Origin of the sequence: Bradyrhizobium sp. SZCCHNR1051, from assembly GCF_032489615.1 — a bacterium.
Taxonomy (GTDB): domain Bacteria; phylum Pseudomonadota; class Alphaproteobacteria; order Rhizobiales; family Xanthobacteraceae; genus Bradyrhizobium.
The window spans coordinates 238,621-252,179 of the sequence record NZ_JAUEYJ010000006.1 but is presented as its reverse complement, the minus strand read 5'-3'; the positions used below and the strand labels follow the sequence as shown (position 1 = coordinate 252,179).

15 protein-coding genes and 1 tRNA gene are annotated in these 13,559 nt (G+C 65.9%); 4 read left to right on the top strand and 12 right to left on the bottom strand.

Features of this window, described 5'->3' with window-relative positions; translation table 11 throughout:
* Positions 1 to 3: 3 nt before the first annotated feature.
* The 11 genes from QW868_RS09670 to aroA all read right to left on the bottom strand — a co-directional run bounded on the left by QW868_RS09670 (position 4) and on the right by aroA (position 11,250).
* Complete coding sequence (locus QW868_RS09670) at positions 4 to 1,344, bottom strand: folylpolyglutamate synthase/dihydrofolate synthase family protein (protein ID WP_316230418.1); 1,341 nt, start codon at positions 1,342 to 1,344, stop codon at positions 4 to 6.
* The gene (accD, locus tag QW868_RS09665) at positions 1,341 to 2,279 is read right to left on the bottom strand and encodes an acetyl-CoA carboxylase, carboxyltransferase subunit beta (RefSeq protein WP_315741229.1); all 939 of its coding nucleotides are present in this window, start codon (positions 2,277 to 2,279) and stop codon (positions 1,341 to 1,343) included. The genes QW868_RS09670 and accD overlap by 4 nt, the downstream gene beginning before the upstream one ends.
* Positions 2,280 to 2,373: 94 nt before the next feature.
* Positions 2,374 to 3,210: a tryptophan synthase subunit alpha gene (gene trpA / locus QW868_RS09660; protein ID WP_316230417.1), complete on the bottom strand. Its 837-nt coding sequence runs from the start codon at positions 3,208 to 3,210 to the stop codon at positions 2,374 to 2,376.
* The gene (gene trpB, locus QW868_RS09655; RefSeq protein WP_316161327.1) at positions 3,207 to 4,430 is read right to left on the bottom strand and encodes a tryptophan synthase subunit beta; all 1,224 of its coding nucleotides are present in this window, start codon (positions 4,428 to 4,430) and stop codon (positions 3,207 to 3,209) included. Before trpB ends, trpA begins: the two co-directional genes overlap by 4 nt.
* The gene (locus QW868_RS09650; protein ID WP_315741232.1) at positions 4,427 to 5,086 is read right to left on the bottom strand and encodes a phosphoribosylanthranilate isomerase; all 660 of its coding nucleotides are present in this window, start codon (positions 5,084 to 5,086) and stop codon (positions 4,427 to 4,429) included. Before QW868_RS09650 ends, trpB begins: the two co-directional genes overlap by 4 nt.
* 77 nt (positions 5,087 to 5,163) lie before the next feature.
* Positions 5,164 to 5,556 (bottom strand): lipopolysaccharide assembly protein LapA domain-containing protein, encoded by a 393-nt coding sequence (locus tag QW868_RS09645; RefSeq protein ID WP_315813581.1) that lies wholly within the window; start codon positions 5,554 to 5,556, stop codon positions 5,164 to 5,166.
* 77 nt (positions 5,557 to 5,633) lie between these two features.
* On the bottom strand, positions 5,634 to 5,951 hold the full coding sequence (locus QW868_RS09640; protein WP_315716888.1) for an integration host factor subunit beta: 318 nt from the start codon (positions 5,949 to 5,951) through the stop codon (positions 5,634 to 5,636).
* Positions 5,952 to 6,120: 169 nt separating this feature from the next.
* Positions 6,121 to 7,101: a signal peptide peptidase SppA gene (sppA, locus tag QW868_RS09635; protein ID WP_315741234.1), complete on the bottom strand. Its 981-nt coding sequence runs from the start codon at positions 7,099 to 7,101 to the stop codon at positions 6,121 to 6,123.
* 218 nt (positions 7,102 to 7,319) lie between these two features.
* The gene (gene rpsA / locus QW868_RS09630; RefSeq protein ID WP_315741235.1) at positions 7,320 to 9,029 is read right to left on the bottom strand and encodes a 30S ribosomal protein S1; all 1,710 of its coding nucleotides are present in this window, start codon (positions 9,027 to 9,029) and stop codon (positions 7,320 to 7,322) included.
* Positions 9,030 to 9,277: 248 nt separating this feature from the next.
* Positions 9,278 to 9,916, bottom strand: a complete 639-nt coding sequence (gene cmk, locus QW868_RS09625) for a (d)CMP kinase (RefSeq protein ID WP_315784873.1) — start codon at positions 9,914 to 9,916, stop codon at positions 9,278 to 9,280.
* Positions 9,913 to 11,250 carry a 3-phosphoshikimate 1-carboxyvinyltransferase gene (aroA, locus tag QW868_RS09620; protein WP_316230416.1) on the bottom strand — a complete coding sequence of 446 codons (1,338 nt, stop codon included), beginning with the start codon at positions 11,248 to 11,250 and terminating at the stop codon, positions 9,913 to 9,915. The genes cmk and aroA overlap by 4 nt, the downstream gene beginning before the upstream one ends.
* A gap of 151 nt (positions 11,251 to 11,401) precedes the next feature.
* Between aroA and QW868_RS09615 the strand changes: the two genes are divergently transcribed.
* From QW868_RS09615 to QW868_RS09605, 3 genes are all read left to right on the top strand, one after another.
* Positions 11,402 to 11,806, top strand: coding sequence for a TIGR02300 family protein (locus QW868_RS09615; RefSeq protein WP_315741238.1), 405 nt, complete (start codon positions 11,402 to 11,404; stop codon positions 11,804 to 11,806).
* Between the two features lie 81 nt (positions 11,807 to 11,887).
* Positions 11,888 to 11,963: transfer RNA gene (locus QW868_RS09610), tRNA-Ala, on the top strand.
* Positions 11,964 to 12,210: 247 nt separating this feature from the next.
* Positions 12,211 to 12,462 carry a GIY-YIG nuclease family protein gene (locus tag QW868_RS09605; protein WP_315741239.1) on the top strand — a complete coding sequence of 84 codons (252 nt, stop codon included), beginning with the start codon at positions 12,211 to 12,213 and terminating at the stop codon, positions 12,460 to 12,462.
* A 7-nt stretch (positions 12,463 to 12,469) separates the two neighbouring features.
* Here QW868_RS09605 and QW868_RS09600 read toward each other — a convergent pair whose 3' ends face one another.
* Positions 12,470 to 12,931: a MarR family transcriptional regulator gene (locus QW868_RS09600; RefSeq protein ID WP_316230415.1), complete on the bottom strand. Its 462-nt coding sequence runs from the start codon at positions 12,929 to 12,931 to the stop codon at positions 12,470 to 12,472.
* 170 nt (positions 12,932 to 13,101) lie between these two features.
* On the opposite strand from QW868_RS09600, the gene QW868_RS09595 reads away from it, so the two are divergent.
* A complete protein-coding gene (locus tag QW868_RS09595; protein ID WP_315741241.1) occupies positions 13,102 to 13,527 on the top strand; it encodes an organic hydroperoxide resistance protein in 426 nt (141 codons plus the stop codon).
* Positions 13,528 to 13,559: the final 32 nt, after the last annotated feature.

Genomic DNA, 13,559 nt, shown 5'->3' with positions numbered 1-13,559 from the left:
CCCTCAGGTCGGCGGCGTGCCGTTGAGGTCGAGCACGTGCCCTGCGAGATAGAGCGACCCCGTGATCAGGATACGCGGCGGGACCTCATAGGCAAGCCGCGCGATGCTGGCGAGCGCGGACGCGACGCCATCGGCGATCTCGACGCGCATGCCGAGCGTGCGCGCGGCGGCGGCCAGATCAGCCGGCGCCATCGCCTTGCTCTCATTGGGTATCGGCACGACGATGATGTGCCGCGTCAGGCCCGCGAAATTGGCGAGGAACGCCGCCGCATCCTTATTGCCCATCATCCCGACGATCACGACGAGCTGCCGCGACACGCGTTCCTCGAGGTCGCCGATCGCCGCCGCAACGACGCGGCCGCCGTCCGCGTTGTGGCCGCCATCGAGCCAGATCTCCGCGCCCTGCGGGGCGATGGCGGTGAGCGCACCGCTCGACAGCCGCTGCATGCGCGCCGGCCATTCAGCGCCGACGATGCCGTCCTCGAACGCCTTGGTGGTGAGCTTGAACTGATCGACCGCGCGCAAGGTCGCGATCGCGAGGCCCGCATTGTCGAACTGATGCCGGCCGAACAGTTTTGGCGCCGGAAGATCAAGAAGACCACGGTCGTCCTGATAGACGAGCCGGTTGCGCTCGACACCGACGTGCCAGCTCTCGCCGGCGGCAAACAACGGCGCGCGCTGGCGCCTGGCCTCACGCTCGATCACGGCCATGGCATCGGGCTCCTGCGCGGCCGAGATCACCGGACAGCCGCGCTTGATGATGGCGGCCTTCTCGGCCGCGATCAGCGCGCGGGTGTCGCCGAGAAATTCCATGTGGTCCATGCCGATCGGGGTCAGCACCGACGCTGCGACCTGCTCGAGCACATTGGTGGAATCCAGCCGGCCGCCGAGGCCGACCTCGAGCAGCACGACATCGGCCGGATGCTTCGCGAACAGCACGAACGCCGCGACGGTCTTGACCTCGAAGAAGGTGATCGGCGCGCCCGCATTGACCCGCTCACATTCCAGCAGGGCAGAGATCAGCTCCTCGTCGCCGACGAGGACGCCGCCGCCGACCTTGCCGAGCCGATAGCTCTCGTTGATGCGCACCAGCCAGGGCGAGGTGAAGACGTGGACGCGCAGGCCCGCCGCTTCGAGCATGGCGCGGAGGTAGGCGACAGTGGAGCCCTTGCCGTTGGTGCCGGCGACGTGGATCACCGGCGGCAGCTTACGCTCGGGATGACCGAGCTGGCCGAGCAGCCGGTGCATGCGTTCGAGCCCGAGCGAAATCTTGCTCGGATGCAGCACGGACAGCCGCGCGATCAACTCGTCGAGCGAGGGCGGTGACTTGGCGAGATCGTTCACGCGGTCGGCGCGACCGCCGGCGCATCCGCCGCCTCAACGGCCTTCGCCGGCGGCGGCAGCTGCGGCGCGGGCTTGGCGTGTTCGACAGCCGGCGCCTTGGTCAGCAGGCGACACAGCCGCGCCAGGGTCGGGCGCAGGTCATGACGATGCACGACCATGTCGACCATGCCGTGGTCCAGGAGGTATTCAGCGCGCTGGAAACCTTCGGGCAGCTTCTCGCGAATGGTCTGCTCGATCACCCGGGCGCCGGCGAACCCGATCAGCGCGCCGGGCTCGGCGATGTGGACGTCGCCGAGCATCGCGTAGGACGCGGTGACGCCGCCGGTGGTCGGATTGGTCTGCACGACGATGTAGGGCAGCTTGGCCTCGCGCAGCATCTGCACGGCCACCGTCGTGCGCGGCATCTGCATCAAGGACAGGATGCCTTCCTGCATGCGCGCGCCACCGGAGGCCGCGAACACGATGAACGGCGACTTCTTCTCGACCGCGAGCTCGAGGCCACGCACGATCGCTTCGCCCGCGGCCATGCCGAGCGAGCCGCCCATGAAATCGAAATCCTGCACGGCGATGACAACGCCCATGCCTTCGAGCTTGCCGAAGCCGACCTTGACCGCATCGTTCATGCCGGTCCGCGCCCGGGCATCCTTGATGCGGTCGGCATAGCGGCGCTCGTCACGGAATTTCAGCGGATCTGGCGTCACCTCGGGCAGGGCGACGTCGAACCAGGTCTCGTTGTCGAACATCGACTTCAGCCGCGCCACCGCGCCCATGCGCATGTGGTAGTTGGAGCCGGGGATGACGAACTGGTTGGCCTCGACGTCCTTGTAGAACACGAGCTGTCCGGAATCCGGGCACTTGATCCAGAGGTTCTCCGGCGTCTCGCGGCGCAGGATGTTGCGGATCTTCGGCCGGACCACGTTGGTAAGCCAGTTCATGTGTCGCTCCGTGTTGCGGTCGCCCGGATATATGGCGGGACGGCGGGGTCACGGCAAGACGGCCGCGACGCCCGGTCGAATAGTGGTTGACGGCCTATTCCGCGGCCTGTTGCGCCCCGTGCACGCCCCTTGCCAGCGCAGCGGCCAGATCGGCAACGGCGCTCACGGTCTTGGCAGTCGCGCGTCCCTCGGCATCGAGGCTGGCGCGGAGCGCATCGACCAGGGCGGTGCCGACCACGGCGCCATCGGCATTGGCGGCGATGGCGCGGGCCGTCTCTGGTGTCCGGATGCCGAAGCCGACGCAGACGGGCAGCTCCGTATGCCGCTTGATCCGGGCCACGGCGGCTCCAACAGCGGACGAATCGGCCGCCGCCGCGCCGGTAATGCCGGTGATCGAGACGTAGTAGACGAAGCCCGAGGTGTTCGCGAGCACGGCCGGCAGCCGCTTGTCATCGGTCGTCGGCGTCGCCAGCCGGATGAAATTCAGCCCGGCCTTCAGGGCGGGAATGCACAGCTCGCTGTCTTCCTCCGGCGGCAGGTCGACGATGATCAGGCCGTCGACGCCGGCGCTCTTCGCATCATCGAGGAACTTGTCGACGCCGTAGATGTAGATCGGGTTGTAGTAGCCCATCAGCACGATCGGCGTGTCAGCATCGCTCTCGCGGAAGCTGCGCACCAGTTGCAGCGTCTTCCTCAGGGTCATCCCCGCCTTGAGCGCCCGCAGACCCGCCGCCTGGATCGACGGACCATCGGCCATCGGATCGGTGAACGGCATGCCGATCTCGATGATATCGGCGCCCGCCTGCGGCAGCGCCTTGACGATGGCGAGCGACGTCTCGGGATCGGGATCACCACCCATGACGAAGGTGACGAACGCCGAGCGGCCTTCCTGCTTCAACTGCGCGAAGCGCGCATCCATCCGGCTGGTCACGATGCCTTCGCCTTTCCTCGCAGGATATCGCCGACCTGCGGCACGTCCTTGTCACCGCGGCCGGACATGTTGACCACCATCAGATGGTCCCTGGGCTTCTTCGGCGCGAGCTCCATGACCTTGGCGATCGCGTGCGCCGGCTCCAGCGCGGGAATGATGCCCTCGAGCCGAGACAGCAACTGGAACGCCGCAAGCGCCTCCTCGTCGGTCGCCGACAAATAGTTCACGCGGCCGACGTCGTGCAGCCAGGAATGCTCTGGCCCGATGCCGGGGTAATCGAGACCGGCCGAGATCGAATGCGCCTCCTCGATCTGCCCGTCCTCGTCCATCAGCAGATAGGTTCGGTTGCCGTGCAGCACACCGGGGCGGCCGCCGGCGATCGAGGCGGCGTGCAGATGCGTCAGGCCGTGGCCCGCCGCTTCGACGCCATAGATCTCGACCGAGGGATCATCGAGGAACGGATGGAACAGGCCCATCGCATTGGAGCCGCCGCCGATGCAGGCAATCAGCGAGTCCGGCAACCGGCCCTCGGCCTCCTGCATCTGCGTGCGCGTCTCGTTGCCGATCACCGACTGGAAATCGCGCACCATCATCGGATAGGGGTGCGGGCCGGCGACGGTACCGATGCAATAAAACGTGTCGTGGACGTTGGTGACCCAGTCACGCAGCGCCTCGTTCATCGCGTCCTTCAGGGTCTTCGCACCGGACTGCACCGGCACCACTTTGGCGCCGAGCATCTCCATGCGGATCACGTTGGGCTGCTGCCGCTCGACGTCGACCGCGCCCATGTAGACGACGCAATCGAGACCGAAGCGCGCGCACAGCGTCGCCGTCGCCACGCCGTGCTGGCCGGCGCCAGTCTCGGCGATGATGCGCTTCTTGCCCATGCGGCGCGCGACCATGATCTGGCCGAGCACGTTGTTGACCTTGTGCGAGCCGGTGTGATTGAGCTCCTCGCGCTTGAAGTAGATCTTGGCGCCGCCGAGATGCTCGGTCAGGCGCTCTGCGTAGTACAGCGGCGAGGGCCGGCCCACGTAGTTCTTTAGATAGCCGTTCATCTCGGCATGAAACGCGGGATCGGCCTTGGCCTCCGCATAGGCCTTTTCCAGATCGAGGATCAGCGGCATCAGGGTTTCGGCGACGAAGCGGCCGCCGAAGATGCCGAAGTGACCGCGGTCGTCCGGACCGCTGCGGTAGGAATTGGGAATGGCTGTCGTCATTGAACGCTCAACTCTTCAGCGGCCCGCGCCGCGCGAATGAAATCCCGGATCATGTCGCAATCCTTCACACCCGGCGCCCGCTCGACGCCCGATGACACGTCGACGCCGCCCGCGCAGGTGATCCGCACGGCCTCGGCGACGTTGTCGACGCTCAGGCCGCCAGAGACCATGAACGGGCGATCGAGCTTCAGGCCCTGTAGCAGACGCCAATCGAAGGTGGCACCGAGGCCGCCGGGGCGGGTCGCATCCTTGGGCGCCCGCGCATCGAACAGGATGCGATCGCACACATCGGCATAGCCCGCCAGCGGCGCGAGATCGGCGGAGGTCGCGACCGGGATGGCCTTCATGACGGGCAGGCCGAAGCGCTGCTTGAGGTCACGGATGCGCGCGACGCTTTCACGTCCGTGCAGCTGCAGGAGATCGGGGTGCAGGGTCTCGACGATGTTCTCGACAGTCGCGTCGTCGGCATCGACGGTCAGCGCCACCTTGAGCGCGCGGCCCCTGACGTCACGACCCAGCTCACGCGCGGCCGTCAGACCGACATGGCGTGGGGACGGCGGAAAGAACACGAAGCCCACCATGTCGGCGCCCGCGTCGAGCGCCGCAGCGAGGGTGTCGGGCGTGGTCAGGCCGCAGATTTTGACGATCAGGGACATCGATGAACAACGCACGTCCGGGCGGAAAGGATCACCAGAAGCCCGCGGCTTCGAAGGCCGCCGAGCTTTGGCGCCTTCTACAACGCGGCGCCCTGCTTGTCTCGCCCATAAGGGGCGAAAAGGCGCGCCGGCGCTGCCGGAACCAGGGATTGTGCCGGCCCCTGATTTGCACGCGCCGCGGCGCTGAGCTGCGCCACCTGCGCGCGGGCCGCTTCGGCATCGGCCTGATGGCGGCGCGCGGCCCGGCGCCAGCGGCGCTGGCCGATCCAGGTGGCACAGCCACCCGCGATCACGCCCAGGATCGCGACGGCGATGATCAAGGCGAACAGCGGGACCGACGCCGAGAGCGCCGGATCAGTCGCGTTGAAGGGATCAAACGACACGGTAACGAAATGCCGATTGGCGACCGCGAAGATGACGAACAGCACCAGCAGCGGAAGGACGACCACGACAGTGAAGAATTTTCGCATGCGCTCGCTCGTGTCAGTCAGGCCGGATTCGCCTCGAAATCAGCCGCAGACGATTAGCACGGCCGGCGCGAGATGCTTCAATCGTCGGCGTCGTCAGCTGCGGCGCCGGCGGGATTGTCCCGGTTCAGCCGCTCGCGCATTTCCTTGCCCGTTTTGAAGAACGGGACGCTTTTCTGGTCCACCGGGACATGAGCTCCGGTCCGTGGGTTGCGCCCGGCGCGGGCCGGCCGATGCTTGACCGAGAAGGCGCCGAAGCCGCGCAACTCGACGCGGTCACCGCGGGCGAGCGCCGCGACGATCTCATCGAGGATCGCATTGACGATGTTCTCGACATCCCGCTGGTAGAGATGCGGGTTGTGCTCGGCGATACGCTGAACAAGCTCGGATTTGATCATCGAGAAAATGTACCCGGGGAGACAAGTCCCATTTCCGTGAAAATATGCTGGACTGTCAAGACGCTAAATCATTCATCGCGGCCATGAATCGGGTTGCGAGGCCCGGTACGGGGCCTCGCCATGGCACACGCAAAACGGGAAGATCGCCCTGAGGATGGTCTTGGCGGGTTCAATTGCCCGGCGCGGGCGTCCAGAGCGCGAGCATGCCGTCGAGACCAATCCGATCGACCGCCTGGACCACGCCGGTGCGCTCGATCTGGCGGGCGATCCCGGAGAGGCCGACGGCATCGAGCGCGATCGAGGTCGCCGTTCGCAGGAAGGTCAGATCGCCGAACCGCGGCGTGAGCTTGTAGTCGCGCACCGGAAGGTCCTTCTTGACGTTCTTGTTGGCGACGAGCCACGCGACGGCGGCCTTCTCGTCGCCGAGCTCGTCGATGAGCTTCAGCTCGATCGCCTGCCTGCCGGTGAAGACGCGGCCATCGGCCACCTTCTCCAACTGCTCATCGTTCATGGCGCGGCGGTCCTTCACCAGTCCGCGGAACCAGGCATAGGAATCCTTGACCAGGGCGTCGAGCGCCGCGCGCGCTTCCGGGCTGGTCGGCTCATAGCCGTTGGGGGCGGCCTTCAGCGGCGAGGATTTGACCTCCTCGATCTTCACGCCGACCGTCTTCAACAGCTCGCCGACATTCGGATACTGGAACAGCACGCCGATCGAGCCGACCAGCGAGCTCTGCTGCGCGACGATGTGATCGGCAGCGATCGCGCCGATATAGCCGCCGGAAGCCGCCAGGCCTTCCACGACGACGACCAGCGGCTTCTTCGCCTTCAGCCGCACCAGCGAGTCGTAGAGCTGCTCGGAGCCGGCGGTGGTGCCGCCCGGCGAATTGATGTGAACGATGACGGCTTCCGCCGAGGAGTTCTCCAGCCGCTCCAGCGCCGCGACGCGCTCATGGTCGCTGCGGATCAGGCCCTCGATATTGACGCGGGCGATCGAGCCAGAGGTCGAGAGCGCGGTGCGGCCGCGCGGCGACATCGCCAGACCGATGGCGGAAAGAGCCGCAATCGCAATCAGCACCGCGACGACGCGCCAGAACGTCAGCTTGCGGCGCAGCCTGCGGCGATCGACGATCACATCCGAATCAAGCGACATGGACAGCTCCTGGAAGTCTCGGCGCGTTTTGCATCCGCAGCCTGAATATCTCGTTATCCGATTACATCAATCGCGGCGCAATTTGAAGAAAGGAAGGCTTGCGGCGAAGCGGCCGGACGGCCGATCCGCCCGGAACAGAGCGCGTATCTCTGCTTCGCTGGAACAAAAAAAGCCCCGGCTTTCGCCGGGGCTTTGATCTGATCACGCGAACCGAAGGCTTACTTCGAGTCGCGGTTCTTGAGCGCGGTGCCCAGGATGTCGCCCAACGTGGCGCCCGAATCGGACGAGCCGTACTGCGCGATAGCTTCCTTCTCTTCCGCGACTTCCAACGCCTTGATCGACACCTGCACCTTGCGGGCCTTCTTGTCGAACTGGATCACGCGGGCATCGACCTTCTCACCGACGGCGAACCGCTCGGTGCGCTGGTCGTTGCGATCGCGCGCCAGCTCGGAGCGCTTGATGAAGGTGGTGAAGTCGGTGCCGGTGATCTTGACGTCGATGCCGCCGTCCTTGACGTCGAGCACTTCGCAGGTGACGACCGCGCCCTTCTTGACATCGCCCGGCTCGGCGAAGGGATCGCCTTCGAGCTGCTTGATGCCGAGCGAGATGCGCTCCTTCTCCACGTCGACGTCGAGCACCACGGCCTTGACCATGTCGCCCTTCTTGTAGTTGTCGATGACCTGCTCGCCGGGTTGCTTCCAGTCGAGATCCGACAGATGGACCATGCCGTCGACGTCGCCTTCGAGACCCAGGAACAGGCCGAACTCGGTCTTGTTCTTGACCTCGCCCTCGACCACCGAACCGGTCGGATGCTTCTCGACGAAGACCTCCCACGGATTGCGCATCGTCTGCTTGAGACCGAGCGAGATGCGGCGCTTGACGCTGTCGACCTCGAGCACCTGCACTTCGACCTCCTGCGAGGTCGACACGATCTTGCCGGGGTGCATGTTCTTCTTGGTCCACGACATCTCGGAGACGTGGATCAGGCCTTCGATGCCCGGCTCGAGCTCGACGAACGCGCCGTAGTCGGTGATGTTGGTGACGCGGCCGTGGAAGCGGGCCTGCAGCGGATACTTCGCCTCGATGCCCTGCCACGGATCGTCGAGCAGCTGCTTCATGCCCAGCGAGATGCGGTGCGTCTCGTGGTTGATCTTGATGATCTTGACCTTCACCGTCTGACCGATGCTGAGCACCTCGGTCGGATGGTTGACGCGGCGCCACGCGATGTCGGTGACGTGCAGCAGGCCGTCGATGCCGCCGAGGTCAACGAACGCACCGTAATCGGTGATGTTCTTGACGACGCCGTCGATAACCTGACCCTCTTCGAGGTTCTGCACCAGCTCCTGGCGCTGCTCGGCGCGGGTCTCTTCCAGCACGGTCCGGCGCGACACGACGATGTTGCCGCGGCGGCGGTCCATCTTGAGGATCTGGAACGGCTGCGAGTTGTTCATCAGCGGCGCGACGTCGCGGATCGGACGGATGTCGACCTGCGAGCGCGGCAGGAAGGCCACGGCGCCGTCCAGGTCGACGGTGAAGCCGCCCTTGACCTGGTTGAAGATGACGCCGTTGACCTTCTCGTTGTTCTGGAACGCCTTCTCGAGCTTGCCCCAGCTCTCTTCGCGGCGCGCCTTGTCGCGCGACAGCACGGCTTCGCCGAGCGCGTTCTCGATGCGGTCGAGGAACACCTCGACCTCGTCGCCGACCTTCAATTCACTGTCACGGCCGGGCCCGGCGAATTCGCGCAGCGCCACGCGGCCTTCGGTCTTCAGGCCGACGTCGATGACGGCCATGTCCTTCTCGATCGCAACAACCTTGCCCTTGACGACGGAGCTTTCCTGCAGGTTGCCCTTGGTGAAGGACTCGTCCAGCATCGCGGCGAAATCATCGCGGCTGGGATTGTAGGAAGAAGCAGAGGTACTCGAAGCCATTTGTTCTCCAGATGCGGACATTCTCGCCAGCTTGGGTTGATCGGCGCATCGAATGGACAGTGCCTGGAGGTCCACAAATCCCCAGACGTCCGCGCGATGCGCGATAAGCGCAAACGACGCGGGCCGGCAGTGCCTGCACATGCGATACGTATGAAGTGCGTCCGGATGATCGGACTCGATTGAACCGCAATCGAGCTATCGACGGTCAAGGGCGGGAGCGGGCATTCCTCCAATGACGCCGGCGGAAATCAAACCCGCTGGCGGCCCGCTCGAACGGCCTCGACGATATCGATGGCGGCCCGGACGCCGCCTTCTATATCCAAATGGGAGTTGTCAAGCAAGTAAGCATCCGGGGCTTGTTTCAAAGGCGCGACGGCCCGGTTCTGGTCACGCTCGTCGCGCGCCAGGATGTCGGCCAGAATGGCTGCCTCGTCAGCCGGTTCCCCACGCGAAAGCGCCTCGAGGGTGCGACGATGCGCCCGGATGCGGGGATCGGCGACGACGTAGATCTTCACCTCGGCATCCGGGCAGATCACGGTTCCGATGTCGCGGCCGTCGAGCACGGCGCCGGGCGGCTGGCTCGCGAACTGACGCTGGAAAGCCACGAGCGCCTCGCGCACTTTCGGCAACGCCGAGACCACGGAGGCCGCGGACCCGACCTGGTGCGACCTGAGCGCCGGGTTGTCGAAGGTCGAGGGATCCAGGGCCATGGCGACGTCCGCCGCCCGCGTCTCGTCCTTGAGATCGATGCCGGCGGTCAGTAGCGCATGCGCGACGGCCCGGTAGATCACGCCCGTATCCAGGTGCCTGAGGCCGTAATGCGCCGCGAGACGCTTGGCCATGGTGCCCTTGCCCGAGGCAGCCGGGCCGTCGATGGCGATGATCATGCGAAATCCGCGCCCGCCTTGCACATCAGCGGGATGAAATCGGGGAAGCTGGTGGCGATGAAGGCGGTATCGTCGACGGTGACCGGCTTGTCGGAGGCCAGCCCCATGACCAGCGCGGACATCGCGATGCGGTGGTCCATGTGGGTCGCAACCAGCCCGCCGCCCGGCACATGGCCCCTGCCCTCGACGATCAGATCGTCGCCGGTGATTTCGACCTTGACGCCGTTAACACGCAGCATGGCCGCGGTGGCCTCCAGCCGGTCGGATTCCTTGACGCGCAGCTCATGCAGGCCGCGCATCACGGTCGTGCCCTCGGCATAGGCGGCGGCGACCGCCAGCACGAGATATTCGTCGATCATCGACGGCGCCCGCTCCGGCGGCACCACGACGCCGCGCAGCTTGGAGGCGCGCACGCGCAGGCGGGCCATCGGCTCGCCGGCATCGCCGCGGACGTCGTCCTCCTCGATCGAGGCCCCCATCTCGCGCAAGGTCGTGAACAGGCCGGTCCGCAGCGGGTTGGTCATCACGTCCGACAGCACGAGATCCGAGCCGTCGACGATCAGCGCGGCGACCAGCGGGAACGCAGCCGACGACGGATCAGCCGGCACGATTACCGGCGCGCCTGTTAGCTCCGGCTGGCCAGTCAGCGCGATGCGGCGGCCGTGGGCGCCTTCCGGCGTGGTCACGATCTCGGCACCGAAATGCTTCAGCATCAGTTCGGTATGGTCGCGGCTCGCCTCCTGCTCGATCACCGTGGTGACGCCGGGCGCGGCGAGGCCGGCCAGCAGCACGGCCGACTTGATCTGGGCCGAGGCGACGGGGGTGCGGTATTCGATCGGGACCGGGTTGCTGGCCCCCTGCAGGGTCAACGGCAGCTTGCCGCCGTCGGCGATGGCGGTGACCTTGGCGCCCATCAGCACCAGCGGGTCGAGGATGCGCCGCATCGGGCGGCTGCGCAGCGAGGCATCACCGTCGAAAACGGCCGAGATCGGGCAGCCGGCGACGGCGCCCATCACCAGCCGGCAGCCGGTGCCGGAGTTGCCGAAATCGAGCGGCGCGCTCGGCTGGGCGAAGCCGCCGACCCCAACGCCACGGACGGTCCACGCGAAGTCGCCGGTGCGTTCGACCTTCGCACCCAGGGCCCGCATCGATTGGGCGGTGTTGAGGACGTCTTCGCCCTCGAGCAGGCCGGAAATTCGGGTCTCGCCGACCGACAATGCCCCCAGGATCAGCGCCCGGTGCGAGATCGACTTGTCGCCGGGCACGCGAATCGTGCCCGAGAGGGGCCCGGAGGCGCGTGATTCCAGGGGAGTCGGGGCGATTGACGTGCTCACGGCAGGATCCTCGTGTTTCGGACGCGGCAGGTATCACAGCCCCCGCCCTCCGTCACGAGCGGTGATTTTCCCGTTGACAGCGCTATTGACAGCGGCGCGGCAACTAGCCAAGTGAGACACCGCTTTTCAGACATTGCCAGGACGCCTGCACGTGGCCAAATCCGAGCTCGGAACCAAACGCATTTGCCCGACGACGGGCAAAAAGTTCTATGACCTCAACAAGAACCCGGTGATCTCGCCCTACACCGGCGAGGTCGTGCCGATCGCGCCGGTGGCTCCGACCCGCGCGATGCGCGGCGAGGCTGCGCGTGCCGCTGCGGCGGCCGACGTGGTCGAGCCCGCCGAGGCCGAGGAGTTGGTGTCGCTCGAGGAGGCCGATGCCGAGGAGAACACCGGCAAGGTCAAGGCCGTCGTGCCTGAGACCGAGGACGACATCGAGATCGACGAGACCCTCGACGACGACGAGGATGATGATTCCACCTTCATCGCCGACGAGGAAGAAGGCGACGAGGACGTGACCGACATCATCGGTGATGTCGGCGGCGACGAAGAATAATCGTCGAAGACACTTGAGATCAGCCGCGAACTGTGGTTCACGGTGCTCCCCGGCGGTCACCCAGACCGCCGGCTCGGTTCAGGGGCCATAGCTCAGCTGGGAGAGCGCTTGCATGGCATGCAAGAGGTCGGCGGTTCGATCCCGCCTGGCTCCACCACGCTTCGCCCTTCGGGCTACGCGTGGCGCAGCCACGACGGAGCCCGAAGGGCGAAGCGTGGTGCCCGGCGAAGCCCCTTGGCGAAGCCGGGCTTTGAGAGGCCCGTCATCTTCTCCAGCTGGTGTTTTCTCGAGTCACGCCTGCCTACGGTTTACGACTTGATTTCGTACGCAGGCAGCCGGGATGACAAACTCCCTTCCCGATTGCAGAATGCCGGCCCGCAGTCCTTCGCGGCGAGTGCCTTCGCATGTGGTACGTCTACATCATCCGCAGCCTCGCCTTCCCCGAGCAGGAATATGTCGGCGCGACAGCGGACATCAGACAGCGCCTGAAGGATCACAACGCTGGCCGGTCAGTTCACACGTCCAAGTTCATGCCGTGGATGCTGGTCTGGTATTGCGCCTTTCCGGACAAGCATCGCGCGTTGGCGTTCGAGACCTACCTGAAATCGCATTCTGGGCGGGCATTCTCAAAGAAGCGCCTGCTCGGTCCAGTCTGACCGCTCCTCACCCCTCCACCGCCGCATTCAAATGCTCCCGCAGGCGCACCAGCTTGCCGTGCAGGTCGGCCAGTTCCGCGAGCGAGCAGCCCGTCGCATCCAGGATCGCGGGCGGCACGATCGACCTTGCCTTGTCGCGCAGGCCCGCGCCCTGGGCGGTGAGGGTGACGATCACCTGACGCTCGTCCTCGGCCGATCGTGTCCGCCTGATGAAATGCAGCGCCTCCATCCGCTTCAGCAGCGGCGTCAGCGTGCCGGAATCCAGGAATAGCCGCTCGCCGATCTCCTTCACCGACAGGCCGTCGCGCTCCCACAGCACCAGCATCACCAGATATTGCGGATAGGTGAGGCCGAGACGGTCGAGCAAAGGCTTGTAGACCCGGTTGAAGGCATGGGCGGTCGAATAGACGGCGAAGCAGAGCTGGTTGCCGAGTTGGAGCGGCGCGTCAGCCACGGACTTCTTTCGCATCGAGGTCACCATAGGTCGATCCTATCGGCATCTTGAGCCCGCACGCCTCGGGTCGACAACGGGCCCGGCGCCCCGATCACGAATTTTCTACCGAACAATTATATTGTTCACAATTCAATTGCGTGCAATATAGCGCCACTGAATTCGTCCATCCAACCGGGAGACACCCCATGTCCGTGAACGTGCTCTACAAGACCAGCGCCAAGGCGACCGGCGGCCGCGACGGCGAAGCCGCGACCCTCGACGGCTCGCTCAAGGTCAAGCTCTCCACCCCGAAGGAGCTCGGCGGCGGCGGTGGCGCCGGCAACAATCCGGAGCAGTTGTTCGCGGCCGGCTATGCGGCCTGCTTCATCGGCGCGATGAAGTTTGTCGGCTCGCAGGGCGGCCCGAAGGTTCCCGCCGACACGTCGGTGACCTCGACCGTCGGCATCGGCCCGCGTTCAGAAGGCGGCTTCGGCATCACCGTCGAGCTCGCGGTGTCGCTGCCCGGCCTCGCCAAGGCCGACGCCGAGGCTCTGGTCGCCAAGGCGCACGAGGTGTGCCCCTATTCCAACGCCACGCGCGGAAATGTCGATGTCAAGCTGACCGTCGTCTGAGGCTGAATTCCGCCCTGCGGCAGCGTTTTCCC

What these genes read in the sequence shown, in the direction of transcription:
- QW868_RS09600 (WP_316230415.1), bottom strand. Translation starts at nt 12,931, where the DNA reads ATGCGAAAGAAGTCCGTGGCTGACGCGCCGCTCCAACTCGGCAACCAG.
- QW868_RS09650 (WP_315741232.1), bottom strand. Translation starts at nt 5,086, where the DNA reads ATGTCCCTGATCGTCAAAATCTGCGGCCTGACCACGCCCGACACCCTC.
- trpB (WP_316161327.1), bottom strand. Translation starts at nt 4,430, where the DNA reads ATGACGACAGCCATTCCCAATTCCTACCGCAGCGGTCCGGACGACCGC.
- sppA (WP_315741234.1), bottom strand. Translation starts at nt 7,101, where the DNA reads ATGTCGCTTGATTCGGATGTGATCGTCGATCGCCGCAGGCTGCGCCGC.
- cmk (WP_315784873.1), bottom strand. Translation starts at nt 9,916, where the DNA reads ATGATCATCGCCATCGACGGCCCGGCTGCCTCGGGCAAGGGCACCATG.
- QW868_RS09645 (WP_315813581.1), bottom strand. Translation starts at nt 5,556, where the DNA reads ATGCGAAAATTCTTCACTGTCGTGGTCGTCCTTCCGCTGCTGGTGCTG.
- QW868_RS09605 (WP_315741239.1), top strand. Translation starts at nt 12,211, where the DNA reads ATGTGGTACGTCTACATCATCCGCAGCCTCGCCTTCCCCGAGCAGGAA.
- rpsA (WP_315741235.1), bottom strand. Translation starts at nt 9,029, where the DNA reads ATGGCTTCGAGTACCTCTGCTTCTTCCTACAATCCCAGCCGCGATGAT.
- QW868_RS09640 (WP_315716888.1), bottom strand. Translation starts at nt 5,951, where the DNA reads ATGATCAAATCCGAGCTTGTTCAGCGTATCGCCGAGCACAACCCGCAT.
- accD (WP_315741229.1), bottom strand. Translation starts at nt 2,279, where the DNA reads ATGAACTGGCTTACCAACGTGGTCCGGCCGAAGATCCGCAACATCCTG.
- QW868_RS09595 (WP_315741241.1), top strand. Translation starts at nt 13,102, where the DNA reads ATGTCCGTGAACGTGCTCTACAAGACCAGCGCCAAGGCGACCGGCGGC.